This is a genomic window from Klebsiella sp. BIGb0149, assembly GCF_004362605.1.
In the GTDB taxonomy this organism is placed as follows: Bacteria; Pseudomonadota; Gammaproteobacteria; order Enterobacterales; family Enterobacteriaceae; genus Klebsiella; species Klebsiella terrigena.
Genome location: NZ_SNYG01000002.1, coordinates 139,738 through 160,473 on the forward strand (window position 1 = coordinate 139,738; position 20,736 = coordinate 160,473).

General features: G+C 53.1%; 23 protein-coding genes and 1 other annotated feature. Of the genes, 6 read left to right on the forward strand and 17 right to left on the reverse strand.

Translation table 11 applies throughout. From position 1 onward, the window contains the following. Positions 1–9: 9 nt before the first annotated feature. From pheS to EDF75_RS07420, 8 genes are all read right to left on the reverse strand, one after another. Positions 10–993: a phenylalanine--tRNA ligase subunit alpha gene (gene pheS / locus EDF75_RS07375; RefSeq protein ID WP_041146054.1), complete on the reverse strand. Its 984-nt coding sequence runs from the start codon at positions 991–993 to the stop codon at positions 10–12. A gap of 169 nt (positions 994–1,162) precedes the next feature. Further along, positions 1,163–1,288: a sequence feature (Phe leader region), on the reverse strand. Further along, positions 1,239–1,283 (reverse strand): pheST operon leader peptide PheM, encoded by a 45-nt coding sequence (pheM, locus tag EDF75_RS27185; protein ID WP_001386830.1) that lies wholly within the window; start codon positions 1,281–1,283, stop codon positions 1,239–1,241. Its footprint overlaps the feature before it by 45 nt. Before the next feature lie 118 nt (positions 1,289–1,406). Next, positions 1,407–1,763 carry a 50S ribosomal protein L20 gene (gene rplT / locus EDF75_RS07390; RefSeq protein ID WP_133598233.1) on the reverse strand — a complete coding sequence of 119 codons (357 nt, stop codon included), beginning with the start codon at positions 1,761–1,763 and terminating at the stop codon, positions 1,407–1,409. Positions 1,764–1,813: 50 nt separating this feature from the next. Continuing rightward, the gene (gene rpmI, locus EDF75_RS07395; protein ID WP_001124225.1) at positions 1,814–2,011 is read right to left on the reverse strand and encodes a 50S ribosomal protein L35; all 198 of its coding nucleotides are present in this window, start codon (positions 2,009–2,011) and stop codon (positions 1,814–1,816) included. A 96-nt stretch (positions 2,012–2,107) separates the two neighbouring features. Further along, positions 2,108–2,650: a translation initiation factor IF-3 gene (gene infC, locus EDF75_RS07400; RefSeq protein WP_049267827.1), complete on the reverse strand. Its 543-nt coding sequence runs from the start codon at positions 2,648–2,650 to the stop codon at positions 2,108–2,110. A gap of 3 nt (positions 2,651–2,653) precedes the next feature. After that, positions 2,654–4,582 (reverse strand): threonine--tRNA ligase, encoded by a 1,929-nt coding sequence (gene thrS, locus EDF75_RS07405; protein ID WP_041146055.1) that lies wholly within the window; start codon positions 4,580–4,582, stop codon positions 2,654–2,656. Positions 4,583–5,029: 447 nt separating this feature from the next. Next, positions 5,030–5,263, reverse strand: coding sequence for a YdgH/BhsA/McbA family protein (locus EDF75_RS07415; protein WP_041146056.1), 234 nt, complete (start codon positions 5,261–5,263; stop codon positions 5,030–5,032). A 269-nt stretch (positions 5,264–5,532) separates the two neighbouring features. After that, positions 5,533–6,291 (reverse strand): DUF481 domain-containing protein, encoded by a 759-nt coding sequence (locus EDF75_RS07420; protein ID WP_076947649.1) that lies wholly within the window; start codon positions 6,289–6,291, stop codon positions 5,533–5,535. Positions 6,292–6,580: 289 nt separating this feature from the next. On the opposite strand from EDF75_RS07420, the gene pfkB reads away from it, so the two are divergent. The 3 genes from pfkB to EDF75_RS07435 all read left to right on the forward strand — a co-directional run bounded on the left by pfkB (position 6,581) and on the right by EDF75_RS07435 (position 8,863). Then, complete coding sequence (gene pfkB, locus EDF75_RS07425; RefSeq protein ID WP_133598237.1) at positions 6,581–7,513, forward strand: 6-phosphofructokinase II; 933 nt, start codon at positions 6,581–6,583, stop codon at positions 7,511–7,513. A gap of 87 nt (positions 7,514–7,600) precedes the next feature. Beyond that, positions 7,601–7,885, forward strand: coding sequence for a type V toxin-antitoxin system endoribonuclease antitoxin GhoS (gene ghoS / locus EDF75_RS07430; RefSeq protein WP_045858909.1), 285 nt, complete (start codon positions 7,601–7,603; stop codon positions 7,883–7,885). 105 nt (positions 7,886–7,990) lie between these two features. Further along, complete coding sequence (locus EDF75_RS07435) at positions 7,991–8,863, forward strand: fructosamine kinase family protein (RefSeq protein WP_041146060.1); 873 nt, start codon at positions 7,991–7,993, stop codon at positions 8,861–8,863. A 19-nt stretch (positions 8,864–8,882) separates the two neighbouring features. On the opposite strand, the gene tonB is transcribed toward EDF75_RS07435, so the two are convergent. Next, the gene (gene tonB, locus EDF75_RS07440; protein WP_133598239.1) at positions 8,883–9,620 is read right to left on the reverse strand and encodes a TonB system transport protein TonB; all 738 of its coding nucleotides are present in this window, start codon (positions 9,618–9,620) and stop codon (positions 8,883–8,885) included. A gap of 210 nt (positions 9,621–9,830) precedes the next feature. Between tonB and EDF75_RS07445 the strand changes: the two genes are divergently transcribed. After that, on the forward strand, positions 9,831–10,127 hold the full coding sequence (locus EDF75_RS07445; protein WP_045858916.1) for a YciI family protein: 297 nt from the start codon (positions 9,831–9,833) through the stop codon (positions 10,125–10,127). 65 nt (positions 10,128–10,192) lie between these two features. Here the strand turns inward: EDF75_RS07445 and EDF75_RS07450 are convergent, their stop codons facing one another. Beyond that, on the reverse strand, positions 10,193–10,366 hold the full coding sequence (locus EDF75_RS07450; RefSeq protein ID WP_095102028.1) for a YciY family protein: 174 nt from the start codon (positions 10,364–10,366) through the stop codon (positions 10,193–10,195). 144 nt (positions 10,367–10,510) lie between these two features. Between EDF75_RS07450 and cls the strand changes: the two genes are divergently transcribed. Then, positions 10,511–11,971: a cardiolipin synthase gene (gene cls, locus EDF75_RS07455; RefSeq protein ID WP_045858917.1), complete on the forward strand. Its 1,461-nt coding sequence runs from the start codon at positions 10,511–10,513 to the stop codon at positions 11,969–11,971. Between the two features lie 34 nt (positions 11,972–12,005). After that, positions 12,006–12,335 (forward strand): HI1450 family dsDNA-mimic protein, encoded by a 330-nt coding sequence (locus tag EDF75_RS07460; RefSeq protein ID WP_095102024.1) that lies wholly within the window; start codon positions 12,006–12,008, stop codon positions 12,333–12,335. Positions 12,336–12,402: 67 nt separating this feature from the next. Here EDF75_RS07460 and EDF75_RS07465 read toward each other — a convergent pair whose 3' ends face one another. The 7 genes from EDF75_RS07465 to EDF75_RS07495 all read right to left on the reverse strand — a co-directional run bounded on the left by EDF75_RS07465 (position 12,403) and on the right by EDF75_RS07495 (position 20,281). Continuing rightward, positions 12,403–13,251 carry an ion transporter gene (locus EDF75_RS07465; RefSeq protein ID WP_133598241.1) on the reverse strand — a complete coding sequence of 283 codons (849 nt, stop codon included), beginning with the start codon at positions 13,249–13,251 and terminating at the stop codon, positions 12,403–12,405. 45 nt (positions 13,252–13,296) lie between these two features. Further along, entirely contained in the window at positions 13,297–14,301 is a 1,005-nt protein-coding gene (oppF, locus tag EDF75_RS07470) for a murein tripeptide/oligopeptide ABC transporter ATP-binding protein OppF (protein ID WP_123708305.1), read from the reverse strand. After that, complete coding sequence (gene oppD / locus EDF75_RS07475; protein ID WP_133598243.1) at positions 14,298–15,311, reverse strand: ABC transporter ATP-binding protein; 1,014 nt, start codon at positions 15,309–15,311, stop codon at positions 14,298–14,300. The genes oppF and oppD overlap by 4 nt, the downstream gene beginning before the upstream one ends. A gap of 11 nt (positions 15,312–15,322) precedes the next feature. Beyond that, positions 15,323–16,231: an oligopeptide ABC transporter permease OppC gene (gene oppC / locus EDF75_RS07480; RefSeq protein ID WP_115192440.1), complete on the reverse strand. Its 909-nt coding sequence runs from the start codon at positions 16,229–16,231 to the stop codon at positions 15,323–15,325. Between the two features lie 14 nt (positions 16,232–16,245). Then, positions 16,246–17,166 carry an oligopeptide ABC transporter permease OppB gene (oppB, locus tag EDF75_RS07485; RefSeq protein WP_041146069.1) on the reverse strand — a complete coding sequence of 307 codons (921 nt, stop codon included), beginning with the start codon at positions 17,164–17,166 and terminating at the stop codon, positions 16,246–16,248. An 84-nt stretch (positions 17,167–17,250) separates the two neighbouring features. Then, positions 17,251–18,882, reverse strand: coding sequence for an oligopeptide ABC transporter substrate-binding protein OppA (gene oppA / locus EDF75_RS07490; RefSeq protein WP_076947655.1), 1,632 nt, complete (start codon positions 18,880–18,882; stop codon positions 17,251–17,253). Between the two features lie 751 nt (positions 18,883–19,633). Then, positions 19,634–20,281, reverse strand: coding sequence for a YchE family NAAT transporter (locus EDF75_RS07495; protein WP_076947656.1), 648 nt, complete (start codon positions 20,279–20,281; stop codon positions 19,634–19,636). Positions 20,282–20,736 lie beyond the last annotated feature (455 nt).

The following is a 20,736-nucleotide window of genomic DNA, read 5'->3' on the forward strand; positions in this document are numbered from 1 at the left end:
GTCCTGTCCTTATTTAAACTGTTTGAGGAAACGCAGATCGTTTTCGAAGAACGCGCGTAGGTCGGTTACGCCATAGCGCAGCATGGTCAGACGCTCCATGCCCATACCAAAGGCGAAGCCGGAATAGACTTCCGGGTCAATGCCGACGTTGCGCAGGACGTTCGGGTGCACCATGCCGCAGCCAAGCACTTCCAGCCACTTGCCGTTTTTACCCATGACGTCAACTTCAGCAGAGGGTTCGGTAAACGGGAAGTAGGACGGACGGAAACGAATTTGCAGATCTTCTTCAAAGAAGTTACGCAGGAAGTCGTGCAGCGTCCCTTTAAGGTTGGTGAAGTTAATATTCTTATCAACAATCAGGCCTTCCATCTGATGGAACATCGGGGTATGGGTCTGATCGTAATCGTTACGATAAACGCGGCCGGGGGCGATAATACGAATCGGCGGCTGCTGATGTTCCATGGTACGGATCTGCACGCCAGAAGTCTGGGTACGCAGCAGGCGAGTGGCATCAAACCAGAAGGTATCGTGGTCAGCGCGCGCCGGGTGGTGGCCCGGGATATTCAGCGCATCGAAGTTATGGTAATCATCTTCAATCTCCGGACCGGTTGCCACCGTAAAGCCGAGCTCGCCGAAGAAGTTTTCGATGCGGTCAATAGTGCGGGTAACCGGATGCAGACCGCCGTTTTCGACCCGACGCCCCGGCAGCGAGACGTCAATGGTCTCAGCGGCCAGACGCGCATTCAGCGCGGCGCCTTCCAGATCGGCTTTACGCGCGTTGAGCGCCTGCTGGACCTGCTCTTTGGCTTCGTTGATCACCGCGCCTGCAGCCGGACGCTCTTCTGGCGGCAGCTCGCGCAGGGTCGTCATCTGAAGGGTCAGATGCCCTTTCTTTCCCAGGTATTCCACGCGGACGTTGTCCAGCGCGGCAACATCTGATGCCTCATTAATGGCTGCCTTCGCACTGGCAACCAGCTCTGCGAGATGTGACATGGTTTTCCTCATTATGTCGGTGCAGACACCGGTTATGGTCATTATTTTGCTCTGACTATTTCGAGTCGCAGGCAGCGGATCAAGCCGTTATCCAGTACGAAGACTCCGGCGGGATGACGCGCATTAAGCCACGCACCTGCAGCTTGAAATAGAACGAGCCAGTTCATATACGAAAAAAGCCTCCACGGTGGGAGGCTTTCTGGCGCTGTTTTTCGTTTCTTTTCTCACGCGCTAGCCTCCTGAGTTCAGGTGCTAAAGTAAAAAAAGAAGCGGAAAATAGCAGCATTCATGCTTGCATTACCTTGTCTGGCACGAAACGTAAGACCTGTATTGAAAAGCTTACAGCAATAAAAGTCAATGTATTGATAGTGTTGAAACAAAAAGAGGGAGACAAGCTCCCTCTTTCAACTGGCTTATGCCAGAGCTGCTTTCGCTTTTTCGACCAGAGCGGAGAACGCTAATTTGTCGAATACTGCGATGTCAGCCAGGATCTTACGGTCAATTTCAACAGAGGCTTTTTTCAGGCCGTTGATGAATTTGCTGTAAGAAATACCGTTCTGACGTGCTGCTGCGTTGATACGCGCAATCCACAGTTGACGGAACTGACGCTTTTTCTGACGACGGTCACGATAAGCGTACTGACCTGCTTTGATAACAGCCTGGAAGGCAACGCGGTATACGCGAGAACGCGCACCGTAGTAGCCTTTAGCTTGTTTCAAAATTTTCTTGTGACGTGCACGGGCAACTACACCACGTTTTACGCGAGCCATATGTGCTCTCCTGTATCTATTCTAATTAAAAAGTTAAAAGGGTTAACGACTTATGCGTACGGCAGGCACGCGATTACCAGGCCCAGATCGCCTTTGGAAACCATGGCTTTCGGACGCAGGTGACGTTTACGCTTGGTAGCTTTTTTGGTCAGAATGTGACGCAGGTTAGCGTGCTTGTGCTTAAAACCACCTTTACCGGTTTTTTTGAAGCGCTTAGCAGCACCGCGTACGGTCTTAATTTTTGGCATTTTAATAACTTCCACTTCGCATTGTTAATAAACGAAACGTAGGCGAACAGTCCCTGCGAGGCCCAGGGGCTCCACAGGAATTGCTACTTGAAGGCCTTACTGTTTCTTCTTCGGAGCGAGCACCATGATCATCTGGCGGCCTTCGATCTTCGATGGGAAGGATTCGACCACAGCCAGTTCACTCAGATCGTCACGGACGCGGTTGAGCACTTCCATACCAATCTGCTGGTGAGCCATCTCACGACCGCGGAAACGCAGCGTGATCTTAGCTTTATCACCCTCTTCCAGAAAGCGAACCAGGCTGCGGAGTTTTACCTGGTAGTCGCCATCATCGGTACCAGGTCGGAATTTAATTTCCTTAACCTGGATAACTTTTTGTTTTTTCTTCTGTTCCTTAGAAGACTTACTCTTTTCATAGAGGAATTTGCCGTAATCCATGATACGACAAACCGGCGGCTCGGCGTTAGGGCTGATTTCGACTAAGTCTACTCCGGCTTCTTCAGCTTTTTCCAGAGCTTCTCTCAGACTCACAATACCAAGCTGCTCGCCTTCCAGACCTGTTAAGCGAACTTCTTGCGCGCGAATTTCGCCATTAATACGATTCGGACGCGCCGTTTGAACTCGTTTTCCGCCTTTAATACCTTATTCCTCCAGTTGTTGAAGACTGCGGCTGCGAATCTCTTGTTGCAGCTTTTCGATCACTTCATTTACGTCCATGCTGCCGAGGTCTTTCCCGCGACGGGTACGCACGGCTACTTTACCGGCTTCGACTTCTTTGTCGCCACAGACCAACATGTACGGGACACGACGTAAAGTGTGCTCGCGGATTTTAAAGCCAATCTTCTCATTTCTCAAGTCCGCTTTTACACGAATTCCCGCATTTTGTAGTTTACGCGTCAATTCGTTAACGTAATCGGCCTGAGAATCAGTAATATTCATGACCACTACCTGCACTGGCGCAAGCCAGGTTGGGAAGAAGCCGGCAAACTCTTCGGTCAGGATGCCAATAAAGCGCTCCAGAGAACCAAGGATAGCACGGTGAATCATTACCGGTACCTGTCGCTCGTTGCTTTCGCCTACATAAGAGGCGCTTAAACGCTGCGGCAGAGAGAAGTCCAGCTGTACCGTTCCGCACTGCCATGCACGATCGAGGCAGTCATACAAAGTAAATTCAATTTTTGGACCGTAGAACGCGCCTTCACCCAGCTGATACTCAAATGGGATATTGTTTTCTTCCAGCGCGACTGCCAGATCCGCCTCAGCACGATCCCAGGCCTCGTCGCTTCCGATACGTTTTTCCGGACGAGTTGAGAGCTTGACGACGATTTTTTCGAAGCCAAAGGTGCTGTACATATCGTAGACCATACGAATACAGGCGTTAACTTCATCACGCACCTGCTCTTCAGTACAGAAAATATGCGCGTCATCCTGAGTAAAGCCACGAACGCGCATCAGGCCATGCAGCGCGCCTGACGGCTCGTTACGATGGCAGCTACCGAACTCCGCCATACGCAGCGGCAGATCGCGATAGGATTTCAGGCCCTGATTAAAGATCTGCACGTGACCCGGGCAGTTCATCGGCTTGATGCAGTACTCACGGTTTTCAGAAGAGGTGGTGAACATCGCATCTTTGTAGTTGTCCCAGTGGCCGGTTTTTTCCCACAGCACACGGTCCATCATAAACGGGCCTTTAACTTCCTGATACTGGTACTCTTTCAGCTTAGAGCGGACGAAAGTTTCCAGTTCACGGAAGATAGTCCAGCCATCGTTGTGCCAGAATACCATACCCGGCGCTTCTTCCTGCATATGATACAGGTCAAGCTGCTTACCGATCTTACGGTGGTCACGCTTAGATGCTTCTTCCAGGCGCAGCAGATGGGCGTTGAGCGCCTTTTTATCCGCCCACGCGGTGCCATAAATACGTTGCAACATCTTATTGTTGCTATCGCCACGCCAGTAGGCGCCAGCGGTTTTCATCAGTTTGAAATGATGACAGAAACGCATGTTCGGCACGTGCGGCCCACGGCACATGTCGACGTACTCTTCATGATGATACAAGCCGGGCTTGTCATCATGAGCAATATTCTCATCAAGGATCGACACTTTGTAGGTCTCACCGCGCTGCACGAAGGTTTCACGCGCTTCATGCCAGCTGACTTTTTTCTTGATGACGTCGTAGTTTTTCTCAGCGAGCTCGTGCATACGTTTTTCGAGCGCGTCGAGGTCTTCCTGGGTCAGCGTACGATCGATATCAACATCATAATAGAAGCCGTTATCGATAACCGGGCCGATAGCCATTTTGGTGTTCGGCCACAGCTGCTTAATCGCATGACCTAACAGATGCGCGCAGGAGTGACGAATAATCTCCAGGCCGTCTTCATCTTTAGCGGTGATGATAGAGAGCGTTGCATCGTTTTCGATGGGATCGCAGGCATCAACCAGCTCGCCGTTCACACGGCCAGCGATGGTGGCTTTAGCCAAGCCAGGGCCGATGTCGAGGGCAACGTCCAGCGGGCTAACCGCGTGGTCAAAATGGCGTTGGCTGCCATCAGGAAGCGTAATTACAGGCATTTCATGTCCTTATTTGCAGTGGTGCCCCACACGAAAGAGCACATACAAAACAATATAATCATAATTATCAACAAGTTCAGACCGAGCTCCCGCTTCACTCTGCGAAAATATGAGCACGAGGGTAACCCCACCGTTCTCACCTGCAGCCGCCTGCTGATAACACCGGGCTTTAGTTTACACATCATTAGTGCGTGATAAAAGTCACAACCCACTAAATGGCTGCTATTAATGATAAAACAAGGAGGACGGGGCCAAAGATCGCAAGGGACGACGGGTTGAGATAAAAAGGACAAAAATAAGCGCCCGCGCCGTATTGCTTACGTGCGGTAGTGAGTAGCGGGCAAAATCAAAACGCGGAGCCAAACATATGCCTGTCAAACCGGTACATCTTTACCCGGCTTTATATTTCTCAAAATATAAGAGACAGTCCGACGGAAGAATGAAATATCAGGACCATTCACCGGCAACGAGTTTATGAACATTAAAAGCATCGCCCATAGTCTGACCCGTTGACTGCGATCCCGGGGCAATATTAGAGCCTGCTTCGACGTCGGTCGCTTTAGCAATGCCGACCTGGGTATGGTCCTTGCTGCCTGGCTGTGGGACTGGATTAGCGGCTAAGGCGCCGAACGAGAGCGCGCACAGCATCACGGCCGCAGTTGCGATTTTGCTATTTTTCATAGTGATGATTCTCTTATTTACGTAAGGATTTCGAGCAAAGACATCATCTCTGCCTGTGACGGATAGTATAGATCCAGATCACATTTTTGTCCGACTAAATATTTAGCTATTCGTGTCAAAAAACTTAAATATTTATCAAGATAATCAATTATGAAGAAATTATGGAGGCTATTTTATTTTTATAAAAAACAAAACAAAAGACCAAAAATAATAATGTCACTTATTGCTAAATTTAAAACAATCAGGCCGGAATAACCGGCCTGAAAATATTACATCTTATAGCCAAGCGACAGCGTGGTACGACGATCGGTGTGCTCCGGCGCCGATGACGGCGGCTGGGAGTTCCAGGTCACGTTATAGGCAACACGCAGCGCAAAGTGAGCGTTGATAGCGACATTGAGCGCGCTTTCTGAGTTTAGCGTGGTATCTTCGGAACCGAACACGGAAACGCCCTGAGTGAATTTGGCGTTATCGGTCATCTGCCATGCCCAGGTGCCTGAGGCGTAGCCCAGCGGCTGAGTCTCATTATCGCCATCGGTATATTCGTCATAGCGCACGCCAGGACCAAATTCAAAACGCAGGCTGTGCACCGGCCCGTTCAGAATTTGACGACCGTAACCGGCGGTCAGCACATCGCGCTGCTGATAACCGTTATAGCGGTCGGTCAGCCAGCTGGCCTGGCCGAACAGGTAGTTGCTGTCGGTCATGTTATAACGACTACGGCCGCCGACCGCGTACTTCTCGGAAGAGCGCTGGTCGTTAGACGAGGTGTTGCTGGCGTTCCCCCACAGCGACCATGCTGTCGTATTGCCATACCAGGTGAGCGTAGAATCCGCGGTCATTGAGGAACTTTTCGTATTTCCGGACTGCGCCAGATAGCCGGCGTTAACAGCACCTTCGAAAGGTTTTTTGGCAGTGGAAGGGTCATCCATAACAGTAAAAACGGAATCGTCGGCCATTGCGCACGCAGACGCAAATAGCCCCCCCGCCAGCATAGCCGCTGCGGGTACTGTCTTCAAAAGCTTCATTTAATTTAGAGTCCGTACAACAAAAAGAGAGACCCAGATGGTCCCGGAAACTTTCGCGAGGATCGCTGCTGCTGGTCCAATGAAAGGCGGTAAATTATAAAAAAGCACGATTAACATAGCAATCAATTACTCTTTCATTTTTTGAATAAGACGGCCCTCAGAACTATCTTTATTTTATAATGAAAATAGCCTCTTCCCGACAAATCCCCGCCGCGTATGCTTTCCCTTAGCAATGAGAAGTGCCATGCTTAAAAAAAGAACAGCCGACTCGTATCATGGAGGAATTTTGATGACCAAAATTTATACGCTGACTCTGGCTCCTTCGCTCGACAGCGCTACCCAGACCCCGCAGATCTATCCGGAAGGTAAACTACGCTGCAGCGCACCGGTTTTCGAACCCGGCGGCGGCGGCATTAACGTCGCCCGCGCAATTACCTTTCTCGGCGGCCACGCCACGGCAATTTTCCCCGCCGGCGGCGCAACCGGGGAACATCTCACCGCCCTGCTTGCCGATGAACAGGTCCCCGTAGAAACCGTCGAGACCGGTGACTGGACGCGGCAAAATCTGCACGTCCACGTTGATTCCAGCGGAGAACAGTATCGCTTCGTGATGCCCGGCGCGGCGCTAACCCAGCAGGAGTTCTGCCGTCTCGAGGAGAAGGTTCTGGCGATCGAGCCCGGCTCGCTGCTGGTAATTAGCGGCAGCCTGCCGCCGGGGATCGATATTGAAAATCTGACTCAGCTGGTAAAAAAGGCGCAACAGCATCAGCTGCGCTGCATTATCGACAGCTCAGGAGAAGCGCTCTCGGCCGCGCTTGAGGTCGGTAACATTGAGCTCGTCAAACCTAACCAAAAAGAGCTGAGCGCGCTCGTCCAGCGCGATCTGAGCCAGCCGAACGACGTTCGACAGGCGGCACAGGAGCTGATCCGCTCGGGCAAAGCCCGAAGAGTCGTCGTCTCCCTCGGCCCGCAGGGGGCGCTGGGTGTCGATAGCAGCGGCAGCGTACAGGTTGTCCCACCGCCGATGAAAAGCCAAAGCACCGTCGGCGCAGGCGACAGCATGGTGGGCGCGATGACCCTGCGCCTCGCCGAAGATGCCGGACTTGAGGACATGGTGCGTTTTGGCGTCGCGGCGGGCAGCGCCGCTACCGTCAATCAGGGCACCCGGCTCTGCTCGCAGGAGAACACGCTTAAAATTTACGCCTATTTGTGCGATCGCTGATTCCTTCCCTCTGCTCAGGCAGAGGGAGTCGCCAAATGACCAGCATGGTCTATGCTGAAAATTCCATGGATAACAACGGGGTGAAAAATGAGCGCCGAAATTCAAACCCATGTCGTTACGATCCGTTTTCACGAAGAGACGCTTACCGAGATTAACGAGCTAAGCAATCACCTTACCCGCGCGGGCTTCACCCTTGTACTGAATGATGACGAGGGAAAACCTCACGAGCTGGGAACCAACACCTTTGGCCTGGTTTCCCCGCAAAGCGCGCAAGAGGTGCAGGCCCTGAGCGCGGGATTAGCGGAAACGGCGCTGGGGCGGCCTGCTGAAGTTACGGTAACCACATTTTCTCAGTGGCTGGAAGCTCAATAAGTGCGATTGACGCGGTGGAAAGCGTCAGTTGTGCGTCAGTTCGAATTTTACGCCGAGGTTATGCGCTAACCTTATGAAATGGTGGAAAACATGGGGAGAGACGGCATGTGGCAGGCTATCAGCAATTTGTTAAGCGAGTGGCATACTGAAGCAGCTGAAATCGAACTGCGAAACGAACTGCCCGGCGGAGAAATCCACGCAGCATGGCACCTGCGCTTCGGTGGGAAGGACTACTTCGTGAAATGTGACGAACGTGAGCTGCTGCCTATCTTTACCGCCGAGGCGGATCAGCTCGAGCTGCTGTCGCGGAGTAAAACCGTTCACGTACCGCAGGTGTTTGCCGTCGGCAGCGATCGCGACTACAGCTTTATGGTGATGGAGTATTTGCCCCCTCGCCCGCTCGACGCGCACAACGCTTTTCTGCTCGGTCAGCAAATCGCGCATCTGCATCAGTGGAGCGACCAGCCGCAGTTCGGGCTCGATTTTGATAATGACCTTTCCACGACTCCCCAGCCCAATGCCTGGCAACGCCGCTGGTCGACATTCTTTGCCGAGCAGCGCATCGGCTGGCAGCTTGAGCTGGCGGCAGAAAAAGGGCTACATTTCGGCGATATTGATACCATCGTTGAGTACGTGCAGCAGCGCCTCAGCGGCCATCAACCTCAGGCCTCTTTACTGCACGGCGATCTCTGGTCCGGCAACTGCGCGCTGGGGCCGAACGGACCCTATATCTTCGACCCGGCCTGCTACTGGGGAGACCGAGAGTGCGACCTCGCCATGCTGCCGCTGCATCCTGAGCAGCCGCCGCAAATATACGACGGCTATCAGTCGGTCTCGCCTTTGCCGTCCGGGTTCCTCGATCGCCAGCCCATTTACCAACTCTATACGCTCTTCAACCGGGCGATCTTGTTCGGCGGTCAGCACCTCGTGACGGCGCAAAAAGCGCTCGACGATGTGTTCGCTGAGGAGGCCCCGTAAGGGGCCTTATTGACGGCGGTTAGTTGATCTCAACGCCTTTAAGACGGAACTTAATGGTCATCGTCACGCCGGTGCCCGGTTTGCCGGGCTCGTAGCGCCACTTACGCAGGGCGCTTTTCACTTCACGCTCAAACATATTCGCCGGCTGCGCGGAAAGGATCTCGACGTTGTCCAGGCGGCCGTCCGGCGTGACGTCAAACTTCACGCGCACCACACCTTCAATACGCAGCGCTTGGGCGCGAGTCGGATAAGTTGGCTGGTTACGGCTGAGCGCCCGCGGGCCGCTCGGTGCGGTAACCGTTGGCTTCGCGGCGGCCGTAGATGTGGATGGCGGCGTACGCGCTGGCGCAGTGTTGGTATTTTCAAACGGCGATGCCGGACGCGTTTCCGCAGGCTTAACCTCACGCTTCGGCTGCTCGATCTTTTTCTCCGGCTTCGGTTTTGGCTTCGGCTTGGGTTTCGGCTCAGGCTTATGAATCACTACCGGCGCTTCCTTCGGCGGCTCTGGCACGACTTCAGGTTCGGGTTCTGGCTCCGGCTCAACAACCGGCTCCACGACCGGCTGTGCGGCCTGAGGAGGCTCGAGATCCGCAGGAGCCACCATGGTTATCTCGATCGGTTGGGAGGGAGATGGCCGTTCAATAACCTGATGTACCGAGGTATAAAGCAACCCCGCCACAACGGCACCGTGGATAGTCACGGACAGCAGCGTCGGCCACGGGAAGCGGCGAGGTAAATCAATGGTCATTGCGCTCATAGTCGTTTCAGTTGAAAAATGATGCCCCGATTTTAAATGCAAATAGCAATCATATTCAATAAGCCTTATTGGCTTGCATCAAAATTTGCCATCTTTCCGCTAAAAAAAAGCCCGGCAGCGGGCATTTTGCCCCGCTTAGCATCTTTGCATTGCAGTCAAGGCCGGATTCACTTAACGTGATTCGCCCATTTATTGATAAGGAGCCTTGCCGTGCTTTACGTAATCTACGCTGAAGACATCGCCGATTCTCTGGAAAAGCGGTCGTCGGTCCGTCCCGCCCACCTGGCGCGTTTACAACTGCTACATGATGAAGGTCGTCTGCTGACCGCCGGGCCAATGCCTGCCGTAGACAGCAATGAACCTGGCGTTGCGGGGTTCACCGGCTCAACGGTTATTGCCGAGTTTGAATCACTGGAAGCAGCGCAGTCATGGGCGAACGACGACCCTTATATTGCTGCCGGGGTGTACCAGAACGTCGCGGTGAAGCCTTACAAAAAGGTATTTTAGGGCCAGCCGCCATCAAAACACAGAGGCACCGCATGCGGTGCCTTTTATTTCAGTACTTAGCGATCTCAGTACTCAGTGAAGACGAACAACAGGGAATGACGCTGTCGTTTCACCAGCTCCTTGCGGATGGCGAGGATGCGCATATTGCGGCGCGATTGGGCCTCCAGCCAGCGTGACTTACGGCGGCTCACCTGTCTTAGCATGCGCCAGCGCCCTACTTCCGTTCTACTACGCTTCATTGCTACTACTCTACAAGTGAAAAACAGCCTGCATTATAGGCCTATGAATCCGGCTGACCAACGCTTTCGCTGCGTTTTTATTTGCCAGATGGATGTTGATGCGTAAACTCATAAAATAGAGTCATTCAAAAGGATTTTTCATCTATGACAACCTTTTACACGGTGGTGAACTGGCTAGTCATCCTCGGTTACTGGTTACTGATCGCCGGTGTAACATTACGCATATTGATGAAACGGCGCGCCGTCCCTTCAGCAATGGCGTGGTTGCTGGTTATTTATATTCTTCCTCTGGTCGGAATTATTGCCTATCTCTCGTTTGGTGAACTCCATCTCGGCAAGCGCCGGGCCGAACGGGCGCGGGCAATGTGGCCCTCCACCGCCAAGTGGCTCAACGATCTCAAGGCCTGCAAGCATATCTTTGCCGACGATAATAGTCCGGTCGCCGAATCGCTGTTTAAACTCTGCGAACGCCGCCAGGGGATCGCCGGCGTCAAGGGCAATCAGCTGCAGCTGCTCACCGAGTCAGACGACGTCATGCAGGCGCTGATCCGCGATATTCAGCTGGCTCGCCACAATATCGAGATGGTGTTTTATATCTGGCAGCCCGGCGGGATGGCCGATAAGGTTGCAGAATCGCTAATGGCTGCCGCCAGACGCGGCGTGCACTGCCGCTTAATGCTGGACTCCGCCGGCAGCGTCGCCTTCTTCCGCAGCCCGTGGGCGGCGATGATGCGCAACGCCGGCATCGAGGTGGTCGAAGCGCTGAAGGTTAATCTGATGCGCGTGTTTTTGCGCCGGATGGATCTGCGTCAGCACCGCAAAATGGTCATGATTGATAACTATATTGCCTACACCGGCAGTATGAATATGGTTGACCCGCGCTTCTTTAAGCAGGATTCCGGCGTCGGCCAGTGGATCGATCTGATGGCGCGCATGGAGGGCCCGGTCGCCACGGCGATGGGTATCGTTTACTCCTGCGACTGGGAAATCGAAACCGGTAAACGGATCCTGCCGCCGCCGCCGGACCTCAATATTATGCCGTTTGAGGAGGCCAGCGGACATACCATCCATACCATCGCCTCGGGCCCTGGCTTCCCGGAAGATTTGATTCACCAGGCGCTGCTGACCGCCGCCTATTCCGCCAAAGAACATCTGATCATGACCACCCCCTACTTCGTGCCCAGCGACGATTTGCTGCACGCTATCTGTACCGCCGCCCAGCGCGGGGTTGATGTCAGCATCATTTTGCCGCGCAAGAATGACTCGCTGCTCGTCGGCTGGGCCAGCCGGGCCTTCTTTACCGAGCTGCTGGCCGCCGGGGTGAAAATTTATCAGTTTGAAGGCGGGCTGCTGCACACCAAAAGCGTGCTGGTCGACGGCGAGCTGAGCCTGGTGGGGACCGTCAATCTCGATATGCGCAGCCTGTGGCTCAATTTCGAGATTACGCTGGTGATTGATGACGCCGGTTTTGGCAGCGATCTGGCGGCGGTTCAGGATGATTATATCTCCCGCTCGCGCCTGCTCGACGCCGGCTTATGGTTAAAACGTCCGCTCTGGCAGCGGATAGCGGAGCGACTGTTTTACTTCTTCAGTCCGTTGCTGTAAAACGTGCCAATCAGATGTTAAACGGGTAGCTATCATGGATATGGATTTAAACAATCGCCTGACCGAAGATGAAACGCTTGAGCAGGCTTACGATATCTTTCTCGAGCTGGCGGTCGACAACCTCGACCCGGCGGATGTCATTCTGTTTAACCTGCAGTTTGAAGAGCGCGGCGGCGCCGAACTCTTTGATCCGGCAGAAGACTGGCAAGAGCACGTCGATTACGATCTCAACCCGGACTTCTTCGCCGAGGTGGTGATTGGCCTGGCTGACACCGACGGCGGCGAAATCAACGATATCTTCGCCCGCGTTCTGCTGTGCCGCGAGAAAGATCACAAGCTGTGCCATATTTTGTGGCGTGAATAAGATTTTATTCCGGCCTCTGCTGGCCTGAAAAATGCCTGCCCGTTTAACGACCGGCAGGCATTTTTATTTACCCGTCCGCCTGCTGCGCAAGCGCACTCCCGCAGGCGTTGCAGTACCGCGCGTTTTTATCATGAGGCCCGTGCTGACAGTTCTGGCAAATCCGCTGGCTGCGGCGATTCTGAAAGGCGGTGGTCATATGGGTGGTAATCAGGCCGGTTGGGATGGCGATAATTGAGTAGCCGATTAATATCAGCACCGAAGCCAGTATTCGTCCCAGCGGCGTGTGCGGCGTAATATCGCCATAACCTACCGTTGTGATCGTCACGATAGCCCAGTACACCGAAGCGTTAAGCGTGGTGAATCCGTACTGCGGCCCCTCAATCAGATACATCAGCGAGCCGAAAATCACCATCACAATGGCAATAAATGAGTAAAACAGTATCAGCTGATGGCGGGCGCTGACGATAGCAGCCCAGAAGATATTCAACGACGGCATAAAGCGCAGCAGCTTGAGAATACGCAAGGCTCGGATCGCACGCATCGCGCGCCAGGCAAAGACATAGTCAATGCTTATTTCCGGCCACAGCCACATCACGTACAGCGGTAAAATCGTCGCTAAATCAATCAGCCCCCAGAAGCTGAAAATATACCTGAGCGGATTGGGCCAACTGACGATGCGCAGGATATATTCGAGGGTAAAAACGGCGGTAACAAACAGCTCCAGCCAGACGAAAATATGCCATTCATCAACGTTCAGGTGGTACTGAGTCCCCAGACCCGACTCGATAAAAATAACCACCACGCTGAGCAGTGCAAAAACGCCGCACAGTCCTTCAAAGCGGCGCCCGGAGCGCTGATGCTGATCGAAGAGCACATGAAATAGCCGCTGACGGGCGGCGTGAATATTGACAGCCACGTTAACCTCGCAAAAAAAAGGGCTGACCAGCGTCAGCCCCGGAGATTATAACGGGTCTACCTTCAGGCAGGAAACCGCATGACGGAAACTTCCTTCCAGCACCGGCCGCGTTTTGGCACATTCCGGCCCGGCAAGAGGACAGCGCGTGCGGAAAACGCATCCCGACGGCGGATTAATCGGCGAAGGGAGCTCGCCTTCCAGCAGCTGGATGGTTTTATTTTTTTCCAGATCCGGGTCGGGAACCGGCACCGCAGACATCAGCGCTTTGGTATAAGGGTGCAGCGGGTTGTGGTACACCTCATCGTAGGTGCCCAGCTCCACCGCGTGCCCGAGGTACATCACCAGCACGCGATCGGAGATGTGCTTTACCACCGCCAGGTCATGGGCGATAAAGATCAGCGACAGACCCATTTCGCGCTGCAGCTGCTGCAGCAGGTTGACCACCTGGGCCTGAATCGACACGTCAAGCGCCGACACCGGCTCATCGCAGATAATCAGCTTAGGCTCAAGGATCAGCGCGCGGGCAATGCCGATACGCTGGCACTGGCCGCCGGAAAACTCGTGCGGATAGCGATTAATCAGGTTTGGCAGCAGGCCAACCTTCATCATCATCGCCTTCACCCGATCGCGAGCTTCCTGGCGCGACATTTTCGGATGATAGGTGCGCAGCGGCTCGGCAATAATCTCGCCGATGGTCATACGCGGGTTCAGCGACGCCAGCGGATCCTGGAAAATCATCTGAATATCGCTGCGCACGTCGCGCCACTCGTCCGGCTTCATGCCCAGCAAATCTTTGCCAAGCCACGCTACCCTGCCCTCGGTCGCTTTCACCAGGCCAATAATCGCGCGGGCAAAGGTCGATTTACCGCAGCCGGACTCACCCACCACGCCCAGCGTTTCGCCTTCATACAGACGCAGCGTGACGCCATCAACCGCCTTCAGCGTTTTAGACGGCTGCCAAAACCACTGCTTGCCATCTTTAATATCAAAGTGGACTTTTAGATCGGCGATTTCGAGCAGGACTTTTCTTTGTTCAGTCACGGCGTTCATAGCAGATCTCCCACCGGTTGAAAGCAGGCACGCAGGCGGCCAGGGGCAAACTCCTTCAGAGGCGGAGCGCTATTGCAAATCTCCATCGCATGCGGACAGCGCGGCTGGAACGGGCAGCCCTTCGGCAGGCGCAGCAGGTTCGGCGGATTGCCAGGGATGGTTAACAGCGCATCGCCTTCGGCGTCCAGGCGCGGGACCGCATTCAGCAGGCCGATAGAGTACGGATGCGACGGATGATAAAAGACATCGCGCGCGTGACCGTACTCCATGGTGCGGCCGGCGTACATCACCAGAACTTTGTCACAGATCCCGGCGACCACGCCCAGATCGTGAGTAATCATAATGATCGCCGTATTGAATTCACGTTTAAGTTCATTCAGCAGGGTCATAATCTGCGCCTGCACCGTCACGTCCAGCGCCGTCGTCGGCTCATCAGCGATCAGCAGCTTTGGCCGGCACAGCAGCGCCATAGCGATCATCACGCGCTGGCGCATCCCGCCAGAAAACTCATGCGGATACATTTTCATCCGCTTGCGCGCTTCCGGCATCTTGACCGCATCCAGCATCTTCACTGATTCTTCAAAGGCCTCGGCTTTCCCCAGACCTTTGTGCAGCATCAGAACCTCCATCAGCTGCTCGCCGACCCGCATATACGGGTTCAGGGAGGTCATCGGGTCCTGGAAAATCATCGAAATCTGCTCGGCGCGCAGCTTATTCAGCTCACGCTCCGGCAGGTTAAGGATCTGCCGGCCGTTAAAGGTCGCCGAGCCGCCGATATAGCCGTTGGCGGCCAGCAGCCCCATCAGCGCAAAGGCGGTCTGCGACTTACCGGAGCCCGACTCACCCACGATGCCTAACGTTTCCCCGGCCCGCAGGCTAAAGTTGAGGTCGTTGACGGCGGTGACGTCGCCATCCGGCGTTTTAAAGGTCACGCGGAGATCTTTAACATCCAGCAGCAGCCCGGATTGTTGCTGCGCCTGCGGCGCTTTTGCCGTTTCAATTATGCTCATGACGGCGCTCCTTAGCGGTCTTTCGGGTCGAGGGCATCACGCAGGCCATCGCCGATAAAGTTAAAACAGAACAGCGTTACCACCAGGAACCCCGCAGGAAACAGCAGCAGCCACGGCGACACTTCCATTGAGTTTGCGCCATCGCTCAGCAGCGCTCCCCAGCTGCTGAGCGGCTCCTGAGTACCCAGACCGAGGAAGCTCAGGAAGGATTCGAACAGGATCATGCTCGGCACCAGCAGCGAGGCATACACCACCACCACGCCCAGGACGTTAGGCACGATGTGACGCGTCACGATACTGAAGGTCGAGACGCCGCCGACCTGGGCTGCTTCGATAAACTCTTTGCGCTTCAGGCTCAGCGTCTGGCCGCGCACGATACGCGCCATATCCAGCCAGGAAACCATTCCGATGGCGACGAAGATCAGCAGTATGTTCTGGCCAAAAAAGGTCACCAGCAGGATAACGAAGAACATAAACGGGAAGGAGTTGAGGATCTCCAGCAGACGCATCATGACGGAGTCGACCTTACCGCCGAGATAGCCGGAAAGCGAGCCGTAGAGCGTACCGAGGATCACCGCCACCAGCGCGGCGGCAACGCCAACCATCAGCGAAATACGTCCGCCGATAGCAACGCGCACCAGCAGGTCGCGACCGGATGAGTCGGTACCGAAGTAGTGGCTGGACGCCGTATCAGGCGCGCTGGACATCATGCCCCAGTCGGTGTCGTAGTAGGAAAATTGCGACACCATCGGCGCAATGGTCACGAACAGAGCGATAACGATCAGCACCACCAGGCTGGCCACGGCCGCGCGGTTATGCATAAAGCGGCGGCGGGCATCTTGCCACAGGCTACGCCCTTCGACTTCAAGCTTTTCACTGAAGTTCTCCAGCGCCTCGTTGTTTTTCTTACTTAACATCATGGCGAACCCCGGCCTCAATAGCGAATCTTCGGATCGATAACGGCATACAGCACATCAACAATCGCGTTAAACAGAATGGTCAGCGCGCCGACCAGAATCGTCAGGCTGAGTACCAGGGAGTAGTCGCGGTTAAGCGCGCCGTTGACGAACAGCTGGCCGATCCCCGGGAGACCGTAGATAGTCTCGATAACCATCGATCCGGTGATAATGCCAACGAACGCCGGCCCCATATAGGAGAGAACGGGTAGCAGCGCAGGCTTCAGCGCGTGGCGCAGGATGATACGATGCATCGGCAGCCCCTTCGCCCGCGCGGTGCGGATAAAGTTAGAGTGCAGAACTTCAATCATCGAACCGCGAGTGATACGCGCGATGCTGGCAATATAGGCGAGCGACAGCGCCACCATCGGCAGGATCATAAACTTCAGCGCCCCGCCGTTCCAGCCGCCACCGGGTAGCCAGTGCAGGGTGATGGCAAAAATCATCACCAGCAGCGGCGCAACCACGAAGCTGGGTATGACGACGCCGGTCATTGCCACCCCCATCACCGCATAGTCCCATTTGGTATTTTGCTTGAGGGCCGCAATAACGCCGGCGCTCACGCCAAGAACTACCGCCAGCAGGAAGGCGGCAAAGCCTAACTTGGCCGAGACCGGGAAGCTTGACGCCACCAGATCGTTCACCGAATAGTCTTTATATTTAAAAGAGGGACCGAAATCACCGTGCGCCAGCTGCTTCAGATAGTTGAAGTACTGGGTCATGATGGGGTCATTTAAATGATATTTTGCTTCAATATTCGCCAGCACTTCTGGCGGCAGCGTACGTTCGCCGGTAAAGGGACTTCCCGGCGCAAGGCGCATCATGAAGAATGAGATAGTTATAAGAATAAATAGCGTCGGAATCGCTTCCAGACAGCGACGAAAAATAAATTTTAACATTGCCCGTACCTTCTGGCGTGTGCCTATCGTATGCGATGAATTCAGACACGGTGGGGCAAGCGATGCCTGCCCCACGTCTTGCCATTAATGTTTGATAATATACAGGTTTTTAACGTAGATATTATCTAACGGGTCTTTACCGGTATAGCCACCTACCCACGGTTTAACCAGACGGGCGTTGACGTAATAGAAGACCGGCACAATGACAGAGTCTTTATCCAGCTGCTGCTCTGACTGCGCATACAGATCGGCGCGTTTGGCGTCATCATTGGTTTGCAGCGTTTCAGCGATAATTTTATCGAACGCCGGGCTCTTATAGTGCGAGGTGTTGTTTGAGCTGTCGCTCAGCATGGTATTGAGGAATGAGGTTGGTTCGTTGTAGTCGGCACACCAGCCCGCACGCGCCACGTCAAAGGTGCCCTGATGGCGGTTATCGAGGAAGGTTTTCCATTCCTGATTTTCCAGCTTCACGTTGGCGCCCAGGTTTTTCTTCCAGATGGATGCCACGGCGATGGCCAGCTTTTTATGCAGATCGGACGTGTTGTACAGCAGGTTAAAGGTCAGCGGTTTATCCGCGGTATATCCGGCTTCAGCCAGCAGTTTTTTCGCTTCTTCGTTACGCTTATCCTGAGTCCAGGTAAACCATTCTGGTTTAACGACCTTCATGCCATCGGTATAAGGCGGGGTGTAGCTGTATGCCGGCAGATCGCCCTGGTTCTTCACTTTATTAACGATAATGTCGCGGTCCAGCGCCATCTTCAGCGCGGTACGCACGCGGACGTCGGTAAACGGTGCTTTCTGGTTGTTAATTTCGTAGTAGTAGGTGCAGAGATACGGATCGACGTGAACTTCTTTCGGGATCTCTTTTTTCAGCTTCTGGAACAGCTCAATCGGCATATTGTTATAGGTCATGTCGATTTCGCCGCTGCGGTAGCGGTTAACGTCGGTGACTTCTGAAGAAATAGGCAGATAGGTTACCTGGTTAATAACGGTTTTCGCGTTATCCCAGTACTGAGTATTACGCTCAAGAACGATACGTTCGTTAACGACCCAGTCCTTCAGCTTATAGGCGCCGTTGGTGACAATATTGGCCGGCTGAGTCCATTTCTCGCCATATTTTTCAATAGCCGCTTTTGGCACCGGTGAAACGGACGGGTGCACCAGCAGTTTATAGAAATAAGGAACAGGCTCGCTCAGGGTAACCTGGAAGGTTTTATCATCGAGCGCTTTAACGCCCAGATCGGTGATTGGCTTTTTGCCGGCGATAATTTCATCAACGTTGGCAACGTGGCCATACTGCAGATAGCTCGCGTACGGTGAGGCGGTTTTCGGATCGGACAGGCGCTGCCAGCTATAAACGAAATCTTGTGCGGTTACCGGCGTGCCGTCGGACCATTTAGCGTCTTTACGCAGATGGAAGGTCCAGACTTTAAAATCTTTATTATCCCAGGATTCGGCAACCCCAGGAATCGGGTGGCCCTGAATATCGCCAATCACTAAACCTTCAAACAGGTCGCGGTTAATGTTGGATTCAGGCACACCTTCAATTTTGTGCGGATCCAGAGATTGAACCTCTGCTCCGTTATTACGTACCAGCGATTGTGAATCCGCCAGCTGCACCCCTGCAGGTACATCTGCTGCCATAGCAACGTTCGCCGTAAATAGCGCAGAGAAAATCCCCGCTGCTACCAGATTTTTTTTGGTGATGATGGTCATTGTGTTGTTACTCCACTCATTATAATTACTGGCTATTTAACCAGCCTCTTTTTTTCCCTTATTCGGGATTCTGTACAGTGCAGGAGTTTTTGCTGCTGTCAGACTTTACTGCTTGCTATCACCGACTTATTTATTACGACCGCTCAAACGGCAGCCTTGACGTCGATTCTTTACCCCCCTGTCCTGGGGCGGCTTTTACGCAATGAGTTATTTAATAATAATTCTCATTTACGTCTGTTATTCAGTGAGCGATAACGCCGGAAAGTACCAAAAGGCTTTCTCATCCGCCAATGCAATTTGCAAATATGTTACCGGATTCTCTTTTATTGCTCCTGCCGCGGCAGGATTCTGCCGGTCACTTCCGAGAGAGGAGCAATAAAGTAGTTATTTATCATTTAGATACAAAAAACATGTCGTTCTGCATGCCGCTTAAGGGTGCAAAGCCGCTTTTTTGTACGAAAATTTAACAATCGGTTATTATTTAGCACATTCATCTGCCGCTGTTATGAAATTACTAATATCATTTCAATTATCTGACGGCAAGCACCAGAGAATGATGTGAAGAAAATAACAGTGGCGTCGGTGCGGAAAAAAAAGAGAAGAAGGCGAAGAAAACGGATAACAGATTGATATTAAAAGAAATAAACCATCATCACGGAAAGTTATTCTTCTCGTCTATATCCGCTTTATTGATATGTTTTGCTAATAATAAAGCAAGCGCGGAGCCTCAGGCCCCGCGCAACGCGGTGCTTCAGACCAGAAGACCCGGGAAAAGCGCCTTCAGTCCGGTAACGATAAACTCAATTCCGAGGGCCATCAGCAGCAGCCCCATAATACGCGTTATCACGTTAATCCCGGTTTGCCCAAGCAGGCGAACGAGCCACGGTGCCATGCGGAAAATTCCCCAGCAGCACAGGGCAAATAGCGCGATGGCCACCGAGAAGCCAAAGAGGTGGGCTACGGTGTGGTAACGCGTTCCCCAAACAATGGTGGAGCTAATCGCCCCCGGCCCGGCCATCAGCGGTAATGCCAGAGGCACTACGCCAATGCTTTCGCGGATAGCCGTCTCTGATTTTTCCTGCTTATTCTGTTTGTCTTCCCCGAGCTTGCCGCTAATCATCGACATCGCGATGGTAACGACGAGGATCCCCCCGGCAATACGGAATGAATCGATGGAGATGCCGAAGATTTGTAAAATACCGTCCCCGAGGAACAGCGAGGTCAGCAGGATAATGGCAACGGAAAGGTTCGCCGTCAGGTTGGTCTTGTTACGGATCGCCGCACTCTGGTAGCTGGTCATACTAATGAACACCGGAATGATGCCAACCGGGTTAACCAGTGCAAATAACCCGATGAAAAACTTGAAATAAGCTGAAAAATCAAACAACGGTAGAGTCACAGTGCGCTCCGCAGCATCATTAAATATGGCTGTTGACAGTGGGTGTCATAAAATATTCGCGCAGAAGATACGCTTTTTAACAGCATAATTCATCTCAAAAATGCATACCCTAATGATAAAGTGTGTATGTTATATATTTGTGTCTTTTAGCCGATTTATTCATTTATTCTGCATACCTTTTCATTACACTTGATCTAAGTGGTCATAAAATAGCCTGCTGAAAGGTGTCAGCTTGACATAAAATTGATCTAAATCACGTAAATCGTACTCAGAAGTGAGTAATCTTGTTTACACCAAAGAGTGGAAGCCGGCAGTACCTGAGGATAAAGAAATAAAGCTTCGTTAGTAAATCAGTGAAGCCAGTACGGCAAAATTCGATACGTTAACATTTAGATGCAAGCTATTAACCGCCTGTCTATACTGTCGAATCGAGCTACTGATTTACTAAAAAAGTT